This window comes from Rahnella victoriana (genome assembly GCF_021276285.1).
Taxonomy (GTDB): Bacteria; Pseudomonadota; Gammaproteobacteria; order Enterobacterales; family Enterobacteriaceae; genus Rahnella; species Rahnella victoriana.
Window position 1 is genome coordinate 140,331 of sequence record NZ_CP089919.1, and the last position, 17,238, is coordinate 157,568.

Consider the following 17,238-nt stretch of genomic DNA (forward strand, 5'->3'; position numbering starts at 1 on the left):
TCACCCAACCTGTCGATTCAATTCAAAAGAAATGCTTTATGGAGCGCTGAATAGCGCGGCCAGCTTAGCACGCATACCGTCCCGCTTTTGTTAAGAGGAGGTAAATATTCTTGCGCCACCCGCTAAAGAGTAACCTGTCTTTCACCACAAAGAAAACGGGCAGCATGTTTGCACATGCTGCCCGTTTTTATTCACTCAATGTCATTCAGGCCGGTTTGACTTCCAGCGTCTGAGTGACAGGGAATGCCTGAACATTGCGCGGCAGTTGCGCGTAGTGAGCACTCCACGCCTGCTGATCAGGTTGCGTCCACACCGCCGAGTGTAAACGCGCCATCAGCACCGGATCGCTCAGCAGGATCAGACGATCTGCTTTGCCCAGATCCTTAGGACCGGTTTTCAGCGCATGCTCCAGATGAGCACGACGGCCGTTTTCTACCGTCTCACGCAACAGGTGACGGGAGGTTGCCATCGCCGTCGCCAGTGCGTTGAAGCCCGGATCAAAGACCGCGTGCATAAAGCCATTTTGCAGCTTACGCGAACGGTTGAGCGTCAGGTATTCTTCGGTAGCCACCAGTTCACGCGGCGGATCGAACTCTTCCGGGATCAGGAACAGTTTGGCTTTCTTACTCTTGATCCCCAGTGTCGCACGGCTCGACAGAACAGAGACGATAGGTGACAGGATCAGAGAGAAGACGATGGGTGCCAGCCACCACAGGAAACGCAAGTCCAGCCACGCCATACCGGCAGCCCAGACCGCACCCAGCAACAGCTGAGATCCGTGACGCTTAAAGGCTTCGCCCCACGGGGTGTCGTCATCGTCACGCTGCGGTGAATTCCAGACCACTTCCCAGCCCAGGAACGCGCTGACCACGAACACGGTGTGGAACAACATACGCACCGGCGCCAGCAATACTGAGAACAGCATTTCCAGGAACATCGAAACCAGCAGGCGGAATGCGCCACCGAATTGTTTCGCGCCCTTCGCCCAGATCAGCACGATACTCAGCAGTTTTGGCAGGAACAGCAACACCATGGTGGTCGAGAACAAGGCGATTGCCAGCTCAGGACGCCATTGCGGCCACACCGGGAACAACTGACGCGGTTGCAGGAAGTACTGCGGTTCCATCAGCGTATGCACCACCTGCAAGGCGGTAGACAGCGCCAGGAAGGTAAACCACAGCGGTGCCGACAGATAAGACATGACACCGGTCAGGAACACCGCACGGTGAACCGGGTGCATCCCTTTTACCAGGAACAGACGGAAGTTCATCAGGTTACCGTGACACCAGCGACGGTCGCGTTTCAGCTCGTCAAGCAGGTTCGGTGGCAACTCTTCGTAACTGCCCGGCAGATCATAAGCAATCCACACGCCCCAGCCTGCACGGCGCATCAGCGCAGCTTCCACAAAGTCATGAGACATGATGGAACCGGCAAATGAACCTTCACCCGGCAATGGCGCCAGCGCACAGTGCTCGATGAACGGCTTCACGCGGATAATCGCGTTGTGGCCCCAGTAGTGGGATTCACCCAATTGCCAGAAATGCAGACCGGCGGTAAACAGCGGGCCGTACACACGGGTCGCAAACTGCTGGCAACGCGCATACAGCGTATCCATGCCTGACGCTTTTGGCGCAGACTGGATAATACCGGCGTTCGGGTTGGCATCCATCAGGCGCGCAAGACCGGTCAGACATTCACCGCTCATGACGCTGTCGGCATCGAGGATCACCATATAGGCATATTCCCCGCCCCAGCGACGGCACCAGTCATCAATGTTGCCACTTTTACGTTTCACACGGCGACGGCGACGGCGATAGAAAATGCGACCATGACCTTCGACGTCACGACACACTTCCATCCAGGCTTTTTGTTCCGCGACGCAGATATCGGGATCGTAACTGTCACTCAGTACGTAGATATCAAACTGATCCAGATCGCCCGTGGCTTTCACTGATTCATACGTTGCACGAAGACCCGCGAAAACGCGCTCCACGTCTTCGTTACAAATCGGCATGATCAGCGCAGTACGGTTGTTCGGATTAAGCGGTTCATTGCCTTTGGTCGACGCGGTAATGCTGTATTTGTCGCGGCCGATAAGCAATTGCAAAAAGCCCATCAGTGCGGTCCAGAAACCGGCCGATACCCAGCAGAACAGAATGGCGAACAACACCAGGATCCCGGTCTGCAACACGTAAGGCAGCAGTTGCAGAACCGACTGTTGCCAGTCCTGATTCAGCATATCGCTCGGGTCGATCAGCGCCCAGCCCTGATAAGGCAGAATGGTTTTCATGTACCAGGTGGCGATGGCCGTCTGAACCAGCATCAGCACCAGCAGGATGTAACGGCGCACGGAACCGGCATGACGCCAGCGTTTTTCCGACTCTGGCATATGCGAAGTGGTGTGGCGGGAAGCCGCACTGCGCCCCATCAGGTTATCCCAGAAACGGCCCACCGGGTTGGTGCGCCAGACATCAGGGAACATGCTGGAACGTTTCACCGGCGGCATCGCACTGGCGATGGTACGCCCTTCGTTATCGACTTCATCCAGCGTGCCCTTTTCCAGGGCATCCGGCCAGCTTGCGCCAACACGGGCTTTCACTGACACCAGAGGGGCATCAGGGTCGGCCGCGTTAACAGAGGCAGTCACATCACCGCCTAAGCGGTGATGTACGGTAGCAAAAGCCTGCTCTTCCGCAGCGGGAAGCTGCTGAGTGAGCGCCGCTTTCTGTTCATCAGTAAGCGGCAAAGCTTCTACATAATCATGAGTAGAGTGCGTTGACTTATTCATTTGCAGGCAGCTGATAGCTCCAGGTTTCACTCAGAGTTTTGTCGCCATTGGCCAGAGAAGCGCGCATTTCAATCGCTTTCTTCGGATCTTTCACTTTCAGGCGCAGCGTCAGACGCCAGCCCTTGGTTACCGGATTATAGCGGACGGAGTTTTCAACCAGATCGCCGTTGTCACCTACGCTGACCTGAGACGCCACCGGAGTGTCGCTCTTCAGGGCTTTCAGATTTGGACCGACAAAATCGACCAGGAAAGCCACGCTGCCGTCAGGCTCACGGATCAGGTTCGACTGTTTCACATCGCCGGTAGAACGCATGGTACGTTCAACCCACGCCAGATCAGGAGAGTGCAATTTCTCTTCTTCACGGGTGAAGTGTAAACGATAGTTCAGACTCAGCGGTTTGCCTGCATCAGGCAGTTGATCCGGTGTCCAGAAGGCCACGATGTTATCGTTGGTTTCGTCGGCAGTAGGAATTTCCACCAGCTCGACTTTACCTTTACCCCAGTCGCCCTGCGTCTCAACCCAGCCGCTTGGGCGCAGGTCGTAACGGTCATCCAGATCTTCAAAGTTAGAGAAGCTACGGCCACGTTGCAGCAGACCGAAGCCTTTCGGGTTCTCCATGGAGAACTGGCTGACAGCAAGGTGTTTTGGATTATTCAGCGGACGCCAGATCCATTCACCGTTACCGGCGTGGATAGACAGACCGTTGGAATCATGCAGCGCCGGGCGGTAGTTCAGCACAGGCGAAGGCTGGTTTGCGCCAAACAGGAACATACTGGTCAACGGTGCCACACCCAGTTTGCCCACTTTGTCACGCAGATAAACCTGAGACTGCACGTCAACCGTGGCTTCTTTACCCGGATACACATCCAGACGGTAAGCGCCGGTCGCACGCGGTGAATCCAGCAATGCATAAATGACTAAATGTTTTTCATCCGGGTTTGGACGTTCGATCCAGAATTCACGAAAACGCGGGAACTCTTCGCCGGAAGCCAGCGCGGTGTCGATCGCCAGACCACGGGCAGACAAGCCATAAACCTGGCCTTTACCGATGACGCGGAAGTAGCTGGCACCCAGCACACTCATAATTTCGTCATCTTTGTCGGCTTTATTAATCGGATAAAGCACTTTGAAACCGGCAAAGCCAAGGTTTTTCACTGAGTCAGCGTCATGCTTAACGTTGCCAAAGTTGAAATAATCCGGGCTGTATTTGATTTCTTTAACAGAGTTAGCCGTCACTTCGTTGATTTTCACCGGCGTGTCGAAGTACATGCCCTGATGGTAGAACTCAAGCTTGAAAGGCGTATTCAGGTTTTTCCAGTACGCTTTGTCATGATTGAATTGAATCTGTTGGTAGTCTGCGAATTTGAGATCGCGGAACTGAGACGGAAGATTGCTTTTCGGCGCTTCGTAACCTTTATCGGCTAATGCCTTCGCTTGTTTGGCAACATCATCTATAGAAAAAGCCCAGGCAGATGAGGTGAACATGGTCATCAACACTGCGGCACTTAGCAAACGGACTTTGATCATACGTGACCCTATGGAAAAATTTTTATCCGACACCTTGTCTCCTTTACGTGCGCTTAACTCATTCACTGTAACTATTTTAAGGGAAGTGTCAGGTTTCCGACAACTTGAGCAGTCGATGGTTCAGCCATTGATGAACCGTTTAAGCGCAACAGGGTACAAGGATATCAATTCGTTGAAACTCCGGCTATGGAAACTTGTCCTATAACAAGGCATGTTTTAAGGTTAGAAACTAAACTAATGTCAACGATGGTCATTTTTGCTTACGTCGCAAATTACCCCTAAAGACAAATTACGCTCTAAAATTAGGATGAGCTACATACAACGGATACGTAATGAAACCACAGAAACCACAACGTGAGTTTTTCTTAGACTCCATCCGCGCATATTTGATGCTGCTGGGTATTCCTTTCCATATATCATTGATTTACTCCAGCCATATCTGGGCAGTAAACAGTGCAATACCTTCGCACGGCCTGACGATATTCAATGACGTGATCCACGCCTTCCGGATGCAGGTGTTTTTTGTTATTTCCGGTTACTTCTCTTATATGCTGTATGAGCGCTACAACCCGCAGCAGTGGCTCAAGGTGCGTCTGGAGCGGGTCGCCATCCCGCTGGCGGCGGCCTTCCCGCTCATCACGCTTCCGCAACTCTATTTCCTGATGAAGTACACCAGCAAATTCTCAGACTGGGATGCGATGGATTTCTATCAGAAAATTAATGTCACCGTCTGGGAACTGGTCTCCCATTTATGGTTCCTTTTAACATTAGTTATTCTGACCAGTATTTGTTTTTACCTGTTCAAATTTATTAAAGAAATTAAGAGCAGTCGCATTGAATTAATAAAACGGCATACAAACAGTTTAGGAAAACTCTCAATTCTGTTTTTATTTATCGGTTTAATTTACGCGACGTTCAACCGGGGCTTGTATCTTTTTGCGCCAGGTTTGCTTTCGAACGGTGCGTTTAATTTCATCGTGATGCAGACATTGTTTTATCTGCCATTTTTTGTCATCGGCGCGTTTGCTTATAAATTCTCCTGGTTGAAAGAACTGTTTCTGAAACCGTCGGCGACAGCGGGCGTGGCGAGCATCTTCCTGTTCGCGGCTTACATGTTCAATCAACATGTGAATACCCCGCAGCTGTATTCGATGGAAATCGACGCCATCATCACTACCCTGCTGGGGATCCTGATGGTAAATGTCGTGTTCTCCTTCAGCCATTACCTGCTAAATTTCCAGGCGCCGTGGATCACCTATCTGGTGAATTCGTCGCTGTTTATCTATCTGATCCACCACCCTTTAACGCTGATTTATGGCGCGTTCATTACGCCAAAAATTCACAGCGACTGGCTGGGATTCTGGCTGGGGCTGGTGTTTGTCTTCGGGATTGCCTTCCTGCTTTACGAAGTCCACAAGCGCATCCCGATCCTGCGCTTCCTGTTCTCAGGCAAGCCACAGCATCCGGCGAAAAAAGCGCCTTCAGATGCCAATCCGCCACAAAATCAGACATCCTGAACCTGATTAAGCACGCATAAAAAAGGCGACCCGGCATCAACAGGGTCGCCTTTTTGTTGCAAAATGCGTCGGTCAGCGTGTCGTTGTGTGGATTGTAGGGATCACTGACATGCCGACTTTCAGACGTTTCGCCTCAGGCTGTTCGCCGTCGAGCACGATTTTAACCGCCAGACGCTGCACCACTTTGGTGTAATTCCCGGTGGCATTGTCAGGAGAGATCGGCGAAAACGTCACGCCGGTCGCCGGAGAAATGCTGTCCACCTTGCCTTTCAGTACCACTCCCGGCAAGGCATCGACTTTGATATCCACCGGCTGCTGCGGCTGCACATCGCCCAGCTGGGTTTCCAAATAATTCGCCACGATGTAAGCACTTTTCAACGGCACGACAGCCAGAACGCGCGTGCCAGCGGCCACATATCCGCCAATACGCAGCGAACGCTGGCCGACGACGCCATCCACCGGCGCCGTGATTTCGGTGTAGGAAAGATTCAGTCTGGCCTGTGCCAGCGCCGTTGTGGCGGAATCGATAGCCGCTTTCGCTTGCGCCTGTTCAGCCTTCAGCACGTCCACCTGTTTTTCTGCTCCCAGCGCCGCAGCGATGTCGCTTTGCTGTGATGCCAGCTTCGAACGCAAATTGGCATCAGACTCATCACGCGCATCTGCCGTGCCCGAGCCGTTTTGCAGCAGACGTTTGTAACGGTCGGCGCTCTGACGCGCGTAAGCAATGCTGGCCGCATCCGCGCTGACCAAAGCCTGCGCCTGCAAAATCGTTTGCTGTTGTTTCGCCAGCTGCGCGGTCAGGCTGAGCATCTGCGCATTCGCCGTTTCAAGACTGGCTTGCGCCGTCAGCACCGCATTGCGGTAATCACGGTCGTCAATGCGTGCCAGCACCTCCCCCGCTTTTACCGTCTGGTTATCCTGCACATAAACATCGGCAAGGGTGCCGGAAATGCGTGGCGCGACAAGCGTGGAATCCGCAGAAACAAAGGCATCGTCGGTCACCGGTTTGCTATCCCCGCTGAGTATCCAAAAGGCCATCACAACCAGAAAAATCACCACCACGATGGCGAACAGCCAGCTCAGGCGGACAGGTGAGGTTTTTATCATGATTCTTTTCTCTCGTGCTTTTTTATTAGTGGAATACATTTTTCAGGCGATGCGTCACTCACGGGCGTTGCACCAAAGACTGAGGCGGATAGGTGCGTTTGGGCAAAACAGCAGCCAGCAGGATCAGGAACAACGCCAGCCCGATGATGACCCTGTAGGTATCCGCCAGCCCCAGCACCAGCGCCTGCTGTTTCACGCCCTGAGAAAACCGGGTCAGGATTTCGGTCGAAATGGCCGCGCCGCTGCCGTTGAGAGGCGCAAGGAAACTGCTGTCGCCGGCATAAGGCTGGGAGAGCAGATGGCTCACGCTGCCCGCATGATTGAGCAAAATATTGGAATGGAACTGCTCCCGATGGCTGACAAACACCGCCAGCAACGACGCGCCCATCACGCTGCCCAGCCCGCGGGTGGTATTGAACATTGCTGAAGCAAAAGGTCCTTCCTGCGGCTGCACCACGCTGGTCGCACTCATCAGGATGGGGAGCACCGCCATCGGCTGGCCGAAAGCCTGCATTATCTGGATCACATAGAAGTTATCGCGCGCCCAGACGCCGGTCAGATGCGTCCCCCAGTAGCAGGAAACCCCCACCAGACCCAGCCCGCAGGCCAGCACCCAACGGCTGTCAACCCGGCGCAGGGTCAGTACAAAAGCAACTAACGGCGCCAGCAATAATTGCGGTAAGCCAATGGTCAGCGCCAGCGGCCCGACCTGCACGGCGCGGAATCCGCCCACCTGCTCCATATAGCTTGAAGGTAACGCTGAACCGGATAAAAACAGGAACATCAGCGCAAACAGTGTAATTAAGCCATGCGCCAGATTATGACGTCTGAGCATTTGCAGTTTGAAAAGAGGCAACGGGTGATGCCATTCATTAACCAGAAAAATTGTCAGTAACCCGAGGGCGGCAAAAAACATTATCGTGATCAGGGGGGAATGAAACCAGTCCAGACGTTCACCCTGTTGCAGGGCCAGCACCAGCAGGGAAATGCCGCCCGGCCCGGCGACCATGCCCACCACATCCATCTGTTTAAAACGTTCAAAACGCAACGGGTCCTGCGGCAGACCATATGTGATCATGGCAGTTGCCAGCAGGCACGGCGGGATCACCTGCCAGAACACCCACTCCCAGCCGACGTAATCGGTCCACATCGCCGCCAGCGAGGTCGCCATATTAGGCCCGAACGTGGCGGTCAGGGCATACGCACTCAGTCCGTATAATTTGTATTGCGGCGGCATAAAACGCAGGGCGGCGGTCATCAGCAAAGGCGGCAGCGCTCCGCCGAAAATACCCTGTACCGCGCGCAGGGCGATGAACAGCGGCAGATTCGGGGCATAGGGCAACACCGCCGCCAGCAGGACAAATCCCAGCGTGACAAAAATGGTGAAACGGCGCAGTGAAAATGTCATGGCGAACCAGGGTGCCAGCATCATTGCCGACACTTCTGCTGCCTGATACACACCAATCAGCCAGGATCCCTGATCGGTACTGATACTCAGCGCGCCACGCACATCCGCCAGAGCGATGTCGGTGACGCGGTCATTTAGGCCTGAACACAACGAGGCGAACAACACGCCCAACAGCCCGATCACCAGCCTGAGGTTAAAAGGCGGTGGCACAGGCATCGCAGCGGCAGGGGCCGTCGTGATTGACTGATTCATAGTTAACTCCACCGCTTATGGATGCGGCGATAGTGAGAAGGCAGGTTTGGTGTCATGAGAGAGCAAAGACGATCGACATCACGTAAGTTTCGATGCATTGCACCACATTGCGATACACTGCAAAATACTATAATACGGTGCACTGTATTGCAATGTGATTAAAAATTGTTTTTCCCCGGTTGAGCCATTACATTGACCCTTCAGGGTCTTGGTATGGATCACGCGACGCGAATAAAGGAGAAATGATGGCTCAGGACATTCCGGCAGACGAAGAACGCAGCGGTGGGATCCAGGTGATCTCGCGGGCAGCAACCATTCTCAATGCGCTGGGGAAACACCCGCAAGGCATGAGCCTCGGGGCGATTGCCAATGACGTGGATTTGCCGCGGTCAACCGTGCAGCGGATCGTGGCGGCGCTGGCTGAAGAAGGTCTGGTGCGCTCAGAAGGCAGCGGCGGTGTACGACTTGGCCCGACGCTGCTGAAACTGGTGTCTACCGTGCATACCGATGTGATCGCCATCGCCTCGCCTTTCCTGCGTCAACTTTGCGATATCACCTGCGAAACGGTGTCCCTCGGGCGCGCGAGCGGACGGCAGATTGCCAATATCCACAGCATTGTGGCAGAAAGAGAACTGCGCGTGGTGCCCCGCGTCGGCCTGAATCTGCCGATTTACAGTACATCCGGCGGCCGCGCATTGCTGTCACTGAAAACAGATGAAGAGATCCGCATTATTGTCGGTGATGTGCTGGAACCCGCCACGGAGAATACCGTCCGCACCCTTGATTCCCTGCTGGAAAAAGTGGCGATCGTGCGGGCAAGCGGTATCGCGCTGGAAGAAGGCGAAACCGTCAGTGGCGTCACCACACTGGCGGTGGCGATAGACACCATTCTGGGACGTTATTCTGTGTCGGTGCTGTTCCCTACCGCCCGCCGCGCCGCGCAGGAAGCGCAAATCCGCGAAGCGTTACTGGAATGCAAAACTGCCCTGATTGGCGAAATCGGCAAGTTGGGTGAAAACAAATAATGGGCCGTAAATAAAGGAGTTGCCGTGTTTGATGTCATTTTGCTCGCCGTAGACGGTTCGAAGCAGTCCCCTTTTGTGGTTGATCTCGCCTGCCAGCTGGCAAAAGATCGCGCATCGACCGTGTTTGTCACCTGCTGTATTGATGAATCTTATGCGCTGGAAAACAACGGCGATATCCCCGGCGAAATCATCGATTATCCCCCGGCGGAACAGGAGCAACATACTGCGCGCTCGGTGGTGGGCCGTGCGCTGGACACGCTGGCTCAGGCCGGTATCAGCGCCAGAGGGAATCTGATTGTCGGTGCGGCGGGAGAAGCCCTGGTGGCCGAAGCGGCGAAAAGAAAGGCTTCCGTCATTGTCATCGGTCACCGTCAGCTTTCAGCCTTTGGCCGTATGATGAAAGGATCGGTGAGTGCGGAAGTGATCGCCGGTTCGCCTTGCCCGGTATTGGTTGAAGTTCGCGGAAATTAATCACGTTGATTTTCATGTAAAAAAGCGCCCTGAGGCGCTTTTTTTAATTGAGGCAATAACGGTTATTTAGTATTTATCAGGCCCATCGACGCGGCCCATTCGCTAATATGATTTCGGTAAAAGAAAGTAATATCTAATTCGAGCGAGCATTCTTTCGATGGCGTCACATTACCTAAACACGGGTATTCACGTGGCCGGAACTCAAAAAGGAAATCGTCCATTTCCTCATCAGTCAGCAACTTATCGCCTTCAATTTTATCCTGATAGAAATAAGTATCCAGCATCCAGGTGCGGTATTCGAAATCGTTTTTAATCAATTGCATAGGGATATTCTCGGTAAATGACAGGGTGCATACCTGACTGACACTATCCCTGAATGACTGCCTGTCTCAGCAAGTACGCATCGCGTTCGAGCCATCCGTTGCCGTTCCGATAACAAGAAATTAACATACTAAGGCATATAAGCAAGCAGCAATTTGTCTTAAAAAGCCCTGGTTCGCATTTTCCCTTTTATTAATTAAAAAACAGGACATTAAATATATTTAAGGTGAATGAATTAATTATTTAATATTCAGGGGGTGATTATTAAAAGAGAAGGATTATCAATAACGGGGGGGGGAACGTAAAAGGAACAGAACTGACATTGGGGATGCTTTTGCATCGCCACTGCCAACCCTGTTCCCAAAATCTGTTTTTATGCCTGTACTGCAATAATTCAGGTTCTGCTACCAGCGACCCGGCGGCGGACCTTCACGCCAGTGTCCCGGAGGGCCGTCATGCCAGTAACCCGGCGGCGGGCCTTCGTGCCAGTGCTCATGATGCCAGTGCGGCGGTGGTGGCGGAGCCGGTTCGTAATACACCCAGTGACCCCGTCCTTCATCACGATAATGATGATCCCACCAGCCTGGCGGACGCCAGTCACCACCATCCCAGTAATACCCGCGGTCATCACGGTCACCGATATGCAGTGACAGCCCCGGCATATTAACGCCAAGCTCGACGTCTGCCTGTGCGATAGCTGGCAAAGTTAGCAAAACGGCGAGAACAAGAATCAGTTTTTTCATTGTGAACCTCACGACCTGCTTATCAGGTGGTGACAAAGTACCGCCAGCTATCTTCCTGTTCTATAGGAATTTATCCCAAAAAAAATGCCCTGACGGTATCCTTACATTTGCGACAGAACGGCGTTCTGCACAGGCCATTGCAACGCTATGGCGGCAAAGGAAATTCAGTGAAAAACCGGTTCTGAAGAATAAATGACAGATACAAAAAAACCGCCGAAGCGGTTTTCTGTTTGCTGCTTTGTTGTGCAAAATCAGATTTTGCAGCCTTCGCAGTCACTTTCATCCTGAACGGCTTCAGGCACTTCTGCTGCTTTTTCCGCCGCTTTGACTTCAGCGGTTTCCAGTGCAGCATCAATGTCAAAATCAAAAATATCGTCGCTCATTCTCATCACCTTAATTGTTCAAAATCGCGTTCAGTATAAACGACAGGCCGTGTCCGGTGCCGGTTTTTTTGTGCCCTGCCACCGCCGGATTTGCATAAACGCCGTCGGGAAACCATAGTTATAGTGAATACGTTGGTGTCACGGAGACACCTTCCGAACACAATACGAGGAGAACCGGATGACGACGTCAAACATCAAAGCCTGGGCCAATACCCGTGAAACCTCTCACGAAATCGCAGAAGCTATTTTCGAGCTGGCGAAGAACGACGAGAAACTGGCACAGAAAATCTGGGAAGAAGGCAACGATGAAGTCCTGCCTATCGCTTTCGCAAAAACTAAAGACGATTATTTATTCTGGGGCGAAGAGAAAATCGATCGCAAGAACGTCTGACGACGGGATGTGAGCCTGCGGGGCCGAACCCTGAGTCACGCTCAGGGTTCCTGCATGACGGTTAGCTGTCGAAGCCAAACCCCATTTTATGTGCCCACTCAAAGATCTGCTCTTTGTAGAAGAAACGTGGCTCGCACACCCCCGGCTCGCCCGGTGTCTGGATCATCACGGCCACACAAGGATAGGCAACCGGGCGGGCATCAAAGATAAAATCATCCACTTCCTGATCGGCAAACTCAGAGGTTTCGCCTACCGCGCTCGCCTGGAATATTTCATCCATTATCCACTGACGGTATTCAAATTCGTTGTTGATAAATTTCATCATTCACCTCTGTTCGGCTTTTACTCTACATGCGGTCCGGACCGGATTAATTCAACCGTGTAAGGCATCACCGCCGCAGCAAGGACAGACTTCAGCGCGTGACACGGACATTTCCGCGCAGCCATCGCTGTCCCATTCCACCCTCAACGGTTGGCCATTGTCATTTTCAGCGCGAATGAACCGATCAAAATGCACGGCCTGTCCGGTCATGGTTTCAGTAAGCAGCAGCGTATCGCCAGCATAAATGCGTGCGGTGGCCTGTGCATCCTGTTTTTCACCGGAAGTGATTTTGTGCAGATGATGAATAGTCAGTTTGATTCGTTCCACTGTCGCTCCTGTAACGGCATCACACCCTTTTCGTGTTGGGGATCCATTCACGAAAATGATGTTCAACCGTTATTTTATCAGAGCACGCAGGGTAACGTCATGGCCTGTTGCCATGTTTACGGGCGGTATGAATGAGCTAACTGTGCGGTTCCTGCATTATCCGGCTGCTGACGTTCCAGACGCGCCAGATCATACACATCATAGAAGTCGACAAAACCTTTATGGCGGACAATCGATTCAATGCGATTTTTCACCTGCGCACTGACACCGGGGGCAGCAAGGATGGTCTGCACGGCATCAGCGGGCAGTTCACGGCTGAAATACCATTCCCCGTTGTAACACACCCGCAAATCCAGTACGCCGATATCTTCATAGCGATAAACCGGTTTGATTTCCAGCAACAACATGGCGGACATAAAGATCAGGAAAGCGGTAAAGCCGATAAACCAGCCGATGCCCATATAAGGAGAAACGTACATCACGATACCCACTGCGATGTACCCGACCAGCATCGCCAGACACAGCCACGGGTGGTTAACGAAGAACTCAGCGTTGATCCGCGCCTTACCATCGCGCCCTTCCTGACGGTTGATGCGATCAATTTCACTGTTTAATACGTTTTTGATTACGTCCATCTCATAACCTCATTGCGTCGCGACTATAATGCAATCTGATTACATAATTTTATCATGACAACTGTTATAGCGCGTAGAGCAGTTACCGTGAGTAAAGCGGCTAACTGTTATAGTTTGGCATTTGCTTAACGCTCAACAGGGAACCCACTCAATGCATGTCAGATAAAAGGAGATCATCGTGGCATTATTAATCGTAGAAAGACCAGCGAAAAAAGTGGTGAGTTATCGGGTGACCGGCCCTTATCAGGAGTCCATCCACAGCGGCTTTCAGCAATTGATGAAATGGGCTGCCCGACATCATCAGCCACAAAATGAATGGCTGACGTGGTTTCATGACAATCCTGATACCACGCCCGCAGAGGAGTTGCGCGCCGATCCGTCGGTGTGTGTGGCGGACAACTTTATTCTTGATGATGCGGAGGGGCTGACGTTGCAAACATTGCCGGGAGGCACCTATGCGGCGTATCACACCACCATTACTGATGGTAATTTTGAGAAAGCCTGGCGTGAATTTTACGCCCAGTTGCTGGCCAGCAGCAGCTATCGCCCTGACGGGAAAACCTGCTTTGAGCATTATCTCAGTGATGGCTCAAAAAATGGCATTTGGGAAGTGGTCTTTTATCAGTCAGTCGAAAAGATCCCGGCCATACGCTGAGGGCCTTAAACCCGCAGCGTGATGTCATACTGACCGCAAAAATCCCGATATTCCTGTGGTGGTTCAGCGTCGCTGACCACCACATTAAAACGCGCCAGCGGAGCAATCGCCGCCGGACGAACCTGATCAAACTTACTGCTGTCCACCACCAGAATACTTTGCGCAGAGCGCGCCATCGCCTGGTGTTTCATCAGCAGTTCATCAAAATTAAAACAGGTCACTCCGTGTTCCAGACTGACGCCCGCCGCTGAAATAAAAGCTTTCGCCGGACGGATAAAGTCCAGTTCGCTGCTGCGTCCAATGGGGGTAAAAATGCTGTTGCTGGCTTTAAAGGCACCGCCGCATAAGATGACATCGCAGTGCGGTTTTTCCTGCAGCGCCAGAAAGGTATTCAACGAATAACAGATGGCGGTAAACACCCGGTCTTCCGGGATTTTTTCAATTACATACGGCATGGTGGTGCCGCAATCAAAAAATACCGTATCGTTATTCTGAATCAGGCTCGCAGCATGGGAAGCAAGGCGTTTTTTCTCGGCGACCTGACGGGTTTTCTGTTCACTGACAAAATAATGCGTTGCCGGGGTATTGCCGGGATCCATCACAATATAACCGCCCAGCAGGATCACCGGCGCGGGTGCAGAACTGAGGTCACGGCGGATCGTCATTTCAGAAACATTAAGCAGCAAAGACGCTTCTTTCAGGTGAATTTTATCTGTCTTTTTTAAGACCAGCAGCAGACGCTGGATCCTGTCTTCACGCTTATTTTCCATGATGTTATCTCATGCCTTCCCGGTTCGCAGCCGCTCACTATACCGTTGCCCGACAGTCACCGCAAACACGCAAAAGACCGGGGGTCATTGCAGCTGTTTCAGCGTCAGATATCCCCCGAAGACAGCACCGGTATCAATGTAAAACTGATTGGCAAATTGCATCGCGTGTTCCACCGGGGTGTGGCCGAAATAAAAGGCATCCGCACCGGTTATCGGCAGATAACGTCCCGCGAGAGCCGCATTCACCCGATCGCGATTCCAGATCACCTCATACCCTTCCATTGGTTTATCGAAAATATATTCATCTGAAAGATAATCGGCATGGGCCACCACGATACGCTCTCCTTTACGCGTGGTCAGCTCAAGGATATGCGGCAAGGCGTCGGCCTGTAAAATCAACGCTTTTGCCTGCTCCTGTCCCTCTTCGTCCAGCGCGTAGAACCAGTCGCCGCCATTGCGCAGCCAGCGGGGAATATTTTCTTCATTCACCGCATCAATGGCCATCTGCTCGTGATTCCCTCTGACGCAGACAAACCACGGCTCATTCAGCAGTTGCAGACACCCGACGCTGTCCGGTCCGCGATCGGCGAGATCCCCCACCGAAAGCAACAAATCGCGGCTGGGGTCGAAAGCAACTTTTGCCAGTTGCTCTTCAAGCAGGCTCAGGCAACCGTGCAGATCGCCAACGATGTAAATCTGTCGGTAAACGGAGCCATCAATACGCTGGTACAAAGCAGAAGTCATACAGAAACAGAATCCCTGACAAGAATGAATTCTTTAAGTGTAACGCAAGAATGTGCGGAAGAAAGTCTGGAAAAAACAGCAGAAGACTTTGTGCGGCGCATCAGCGGTTTGTACGCCCTCTACACTGAGTTGACGCTGAAATCCACTGATAATTAAATTACCGTTAAGCAACTGACGCCTTTTTGTGCTAGACTACTGCCCGCTCTAAGTAAAACCGGAGGTTTTATGAGTTCCACAGTATTAAGCGCTCAAGATGAGTGTCCGTTATGTCAAAGCACGAATAAGACGTCGGTCAATATGTCGGCGAAAATTGTTACTGTGACCTGCACTTCTTGTGGCCGTTACAGTATCTTCCGCAAAACCATGGAAGAGATCTCAATCGACAGGAAGAAACGTGTTGCTCTGCAGGCGTTCTTCACCAGCCAGCCAAACTACCACCTGCCTTTATCCATCAGGGCGCTGAGCAATACAGATTCATCGGGTGAATTCTGACCCTAAAAACGCCCCTCGGGGCTGTTTTAATTCCTCTTTCGCAATCCTTCTCCCCGCAGAGATGTTTCTTCTGACGGATGCTATTGCTGCAAAAGAATGAAGGCCACTCGTGAGTGGCCTTTTTTATCAACTGAACATTCATATTGCCATTCAGAGCGTCACGCGTTCCCGACGTTTCACAGACAGATGATGCAGTAATGCCATGGCAATCGCGCCCATCAACCCAAGGACCGTGAAAATCACCAGGATGATCATTCTCTTCGGTTCATCTTTTTTCGAAGGCACTTCTGGTTTCTGCAGATACTTGAACGGCTTGAACTCAACATTATCAATCTTCACATTCTTCAGAAGGTCGATTCTCATTTTGCTGTTACGCAGATCAACGCTCATGGTAAGTGGGTCGGTAATAGACTCTTCCACTTTCAATTTTTGACTCAGGGCATCTGCGCCCAGCGAGATAGCATAATCCGGATCGTCAACGATAACCGCACCGTTGGAATATACCGGTTTCTTCAGTCCGGCAGCATCTGCAATAGAGAGTGCATATTTTAATTTTTTAATCCGCACATCACGGGCATTTTGCACCTTCTGCATTTCTAAATCGAACAATTGCTGTTCTGTTTGCAGTTTTAAGGTTGTGGCGCGTTTAATTTTGAAAATAATATCAGCCCGGACCGCTTGTTCGACGTAATCAATATAACCCTGCAACAGATTTTTTGCCGCCTCAGGGGTTTTCGCAGAAAAGTTCAGGCGATAATAGGTATAGGCTTTCTTTGCCCCTTTATCATCAGCACTGCTGAACGTCGTAATATTATTGGTGTTGATCGCGTCCAGCAAACGGCGCTTCTGCAACTGATCTTCCGGGTTTTCCTGCATCAGTGCTTTGAAGTATTCAGAGTGCTGTAAATAGTTGTCACGAAGGATCCGTGAATCAAAATAACGCATATACGTCGAGAGGAGATAATTTGAATCAATTCCGGTATCAACACCGGCCACTTTTAATTCATCAATTAAATCATCAAGTCCCATGAATTCATCAGAGGCAGGGGCAATGATCACAGAGCTGCTGGTCCATTTTTGCGGCAAGATTGCGCCCACCACCAGTCCGGCGATAACAAAAGCAACCGTGACTAAAACAATAAACTTCCTGGCTTTAACTATTACCGAGAAAATTTCAAACAGGTCAATTTCATCATGCTTTACAAAAGGACTGTTCAGAACAGGGAGAGGCGTAACTTGGTCTTGCGGTAACGTATTATGACTGCTCATTTGAATGTTCCATTATTCAACTACGTACTGACGTAATTATGACCCAATAATATATCTGGCACTCCCCGTCATAGTGCCAGGCCTGCATAA

Annotated in this window: 19 protein-coding genes; 6 read left to right on the forward strand and 13 right to left on the reverse strand. The window is 51.7% G+C overall.

Features of this window, described 5'->3' with window-relative positions; translation table 11 throughout:
- Window positions 1-205 precede the first annotated feature (205 nt).
- Both mdoH and J9880_RS00755 read right to left on the reverse strand, forming a co-directional pair.
- The gene (gene mdoH, locus J9880_RS00750; protein WP_119826501.1) at window positions 206-2,788 is read right to left on the reverse strand and encodes a glucans biosynthesis glucosyltransferase MdoH; all 2,583 of its coding nucleotides are present in this window, start codon (window positions 2,786-2,788) and stop codon (window positions 206-208) included.
- A complete protein-coding gene (locus tag J9880_RS00755; RefSeq protein WP_119827424.1) occupies window positions 2,781-4,316 on the reverse strand; it encodes a glucan biosynthesis protein G in 1,536 nt (511 codons plus the stop codon). The genes mdoH and J9880_RS00755 overlap by 8 nt, the downstream gene beginning before the upstream one ends.
- A gap of 332 nt (window positions 4,317-4,648) precedes the next feature.
- On the opposite strand from J9880_RS00755, the gene mdoC reads away from it, so the two are divergent.
- On the forward strand, window positions 4,649-5,833 hold the full coding sequence (mdoC, locus tag J9880_RS00760; RefSeq protein WP_095921313.1) for a glucans biosynthesis protein MdoC: 1,185 nt from the start codon (window positions 4,649-4,651) through the stop codon (window positions 5,831-5,833).
- A 72-nt stretch (window positions 5,834-5,905) separates the two neighbouring features.
- Here the strand turns inward: mdoC and J9880_RS00765 are convergent, their stop codons facing one another.
- A complete protein-coding gene (locus tag J9880_RS00765) occupies window positions 5,906-6,940 on the reverse strand; it encodes an HlyD family secretion protein (RefSeq protein WP_232769959.1) in 1,035 nt (344 codons plus the stop codon).
- A 58-nt stretch (window positions 6,941-6,998) separates the two neighbouring features.
- Complete coding sequence (locus J9880_RS00770; RefSeq protein WP_232769960.1) at window positions 6,999-8,600, reverse strand: MFS transporter; 1,602 nt, start codon at window positions 8,598-8,600, stop codon at window positions 6,999-7,001.
- 245 nt (window positions 8,601-8,845) lie between these two features.
- On the opposite strand from J9880_RS00770, the gene J9880_RS00775 reads away from it, so the two are divergent.
- Window positions 8,846-9,625, forward strand: a complete 780-nt coding sequence (locus tag J9880_RS00775; RefSeq protein ID WP_232769961.1) for an IclR family transcriptional regulator — start codon at window positions 8,846-8,848, stop codon at window positions 9,623-9,625.
- Window positions 9,626-9,649: 24 nt separating this feature from the next.
- Window positions 9,650-10,096, forward strand: coding sequence for a universal stress protein (locus tag J9880_RS00780; protein ID WP_232769962.1), 447 nt, complete (start codon window positions 9,650-9,652; stop codon window positions 10,094-10,096).
- Window positions 10,097-10,158: 62 nt separating this feature from the next.
- On the opposite strand, the gene J9880_RS00785 is transcribed toward J9880_RS00780, so the two are convergent.
- The 3 genes from J9880_RS00785 to J9880_RS25060 all read right to left on the reverse strand — a co-directional run bounded on the left by J9880_RS00785 (window position 10,159) and on the right by J9880_RS25060 (window position 11,543).
- Window positions 10,159-10,419, reverse strand: a complete 261-nt coding sequence (locus J9880_RS00785) for a hypothetical protein (protein WP_095921308.1) — start codon at window positions 10,417-10,419, stop codon at window positions 10,159-10,161.
- A gap of 402 nt (window positions 10,420-10,821) precedes the next feature.
- Window positions 10,822-11,160, reverse strand: a complete 339-nt coding sequence (locus tag J9880_RS00790) for a DUF2502 domain-containing protein (protein WP_095921307.1) — start codon at window positions 11,158-11,160, stop codon at window positions 10,822-10,824.
- Between the two features lie 251 nt (window positions 11,161-11,411).
- Complete coding sequence (locus tag J9880_RS25060) at window positions 11,412-11,543, reverse strand: hypothetical protein (RefSeq protein ID WP_013576285.1); 132 nt, start codon at window positions 11,541-11,543, stop codon at window positions 11,412-11,414.
- Between the two features lie 178 nt (window positions 11,544-11,721).
- On the opposite strand from J9880_RS25060, the gene J9880_RS00795 reads away from it, so the two are divergent.
- Window positions 11,722-11,934, forward strand: a complete 213-nt coding sequence (locus J9880_RS00795; RefSeq protein ID WP_095921306.1) for a YccJ family protein — start codon at window positions 11,722-11,724, stop codon at window positions 11,932-11,934.
- A 61-nt stretch (window positions 11,935-11,995) separates the two neighbouring features.
- On the opposite strand, the gene J9880_RS00800 is transcribed toward J9880_RS00795, so the two are convergent.
- The 3 genes from J9880_RS00800 to J9880_RS00810 form a co-directional block, all read right to left on the reverse strand.
- A complete protein-coding gene (locus tag J9880_RS00800) occupies window positions 11,996-12,259 on the reverse strand; it encodes a hypothetical protein (RefSeq protein ID WP_229920945.1) in 264 nt (87 codons plus the stop codon).
- 48 nt (window positions 12,260-12,307) lie between these two features.
- Window positions 12,308-12,583, reverse strand: a complete 276-nt coding sequence (locus J9880_RS00805) for a hypothetical protein (protein ID WP_119826509.1) — start codon at window positions 12,581-12,583, stop codon at window positions 12,308-12,310.
- A gap of 116 nt (window positions 12,584-12,699) precedes the next feature.
- Window positions 12,700-13,218 carry a YlaC family protein gene (locus J9880_RS00810; protein ID WP_095921304.1) on the reverse strand — a complete coding sequence of 173 codons (519 nt, stop codon included), beginning with the start codon at window positions 13,216-13,218 and terminating at the stop codon, window positions 12,700-12,702.
- A gap of 178 nt (window positions 13,219-13,396) precedes the next feature.
- Here J9880_RS00810 and J9880_RS00815 point away from each other — a divergent pair, with 178 nt between their 5' ends.
- Entirely contained in the window at window positions 13,397-13,873 is a 477-nt protein-coding gene (locus tag J9880_RS00815; RefSeq protein WP_095921303.1) for a GyrI-like domain-containing protein, read from the forward strand.
- Window positions 13,874-13,878: 5 nt separating this feature from the next.
- Here the strand turns inward: J9880_RS00815 and deoR are convergent, their stop codons facing one another.
- Entirely contained in the window at window positions 13,879-14,643 is a 765-nt protein-coding gene (deoR, locus tag J9880_RS00820; RefSeq protein WP_232769963.1) for a DNA-binding transcriptional repressor DeoR, read from the reverse strand.
- Between the two features lie 84 nt (window positions 14,644-14,727).
- A complete protein-coding gene (locus tag J9880_RS00825; protein WP_232769964.1) occupies window positions 14,728-15,387 on the reverse strand; it encodes a metallophosphoesterase in 660 nt (219 codons plus the stop codon).
- A 225-nt stretch (window positions 15,388-15,612) separates the two neighbouring features.
- On the opposite strand from J9880_RS00825, the gene J9880_RS00830 reads away from it, so the two are divergent.
- Window positions 15,613-15,879, forward strand: a complete 267-nt coding sequence (locus J9880_RS00830) for a hypothetical protein (RefSeq protein WP_015697978.1) — start codon at window positions 15,613-15,615, stop codon at window positions 15,877-15,879.
- 150 nt (window positions 15,880-16,029) lie between these two features.
- Here J9880_RS00830 and wzz(fepE) read toward each other — a convergent pair whose 3' ends face one another.
- Window positions 16,030-17,148: an LPS O-antigen length regulator Wzz(fepE) gene (wzz(fepE), locus tag J9880_RS00835; protein WP_119826516.1), complete on the reverse strand. Its 1,119-nt coding sequence runs from the start codon at window positions 17,146-17,148 to the stop codon at window positions 16,030-16,032.
- Between the last annotated feature and the right edge of the window lie 90 nt (window positions 17,149-17,238).

Bases quoted from the DNA above. Each gene is read 5' to 3' on its own strand.
- mdoH (WP_119826501.1), bottom strand. From the start codon at position 2,788: ATGAATAAGTCAACGCACTCTACTCATGATTATGTAGAAGCTTTGCCG.
- J9880_RS00755 (WP_119827424.1), bottom strand. From the start codon at position 4,316: ATGATCAAAGTCCGTTTGCTAAGTGCCGCAGTGTTGATGACCATGTTC.
- mdoC (WP_095921313.1), top strand. From the start codon at position 4,649: ATGAAACCACAGAAACCACAACGTGAGTTTTTCTTAGACTCCATCCGC.
- J9880_RS00765 (WP_232769959.1), bottom strand. From the start codon at position 6,940: ATGATAAAAACCTCACCTGTCCGCCTGAGCTGGCTGTTCGCCATCGTG.
- J9880_RS00770 (WP_232769960.1), bottom strand. From the start codon at position 8,600: ATGAATCAGTCAATCACGACGGCCCCTGCCGCTGCGATGCCTGTGCCA.
- J9880_RS00775 (WP_232769961.1), top strand. From the start codon at position 8,846: ATGGCTCAGGACATTCCGGCAGACGAAGAACGCAGCGGTGGGATCCAG.
- J9880_RS00785 (WP_095921308.1), bottom strand. From the start codon at position 10,419: ATGCAATTGATTAAAAACGATTTCGAATACCGCACCTGGATGCTGGAT.
- J9880_RS00790 (WP_095921307.1), bottom strand. From the start codon at position 11,160: ATGAAAAAACTGATTCTTGTTCTCGCCGTTTTGCTAACTTTGCCAGCT.
- J9880_RS25060 (WP_013576285.1), bottom strand. From the start codon at position 11,543: ATGAGCGACGATATTTTTGATTTTGACATTGATGCTGCACTGGAAACC.
- J9880_RS00795 (WP_095921306.1), top strand. From the start codon at position 11,722: ATGACGACGTCAAACATCAAAGCCTGGGCCAATACCCGTGAAACCTCT.
- J9880_RS00800 (WP_229920945.1), bottom strand. From the start codon at position 12,259: ATGATGAAATTTATCAACAACGAATTTGAATACCGTCAGTGGATAATG.
- J9880_RS00810 (WP_095921304.1), bottom strand. From the start codon at position 13,218: ATGGACGTAATCAAAAACGTATTAAACAGTGAAATTGATCGCATCAAC.
- deoR (WP_232769963.1), bottom strand. From the start codon at position 14,643: ATGGAAAATAAGCGTGAAGACAGGATCCAGCGTCTGCTGCTGGTCTTA.
- J9880_RS00825 (WP_232769964.1), bottom strand. From the start codon at position 15,387: ATGACTTCTGCTTTGTACCAGCGTATTGATGGCTCCGTTTACCGACAG.
- J9880_RS00830 (WP_015697978.1), top strand. From the start codon at position 15,613: ATGAGTTCCACAGTATTAAGCGCTCAAGATGAGTGTCCGTTATGTCAA.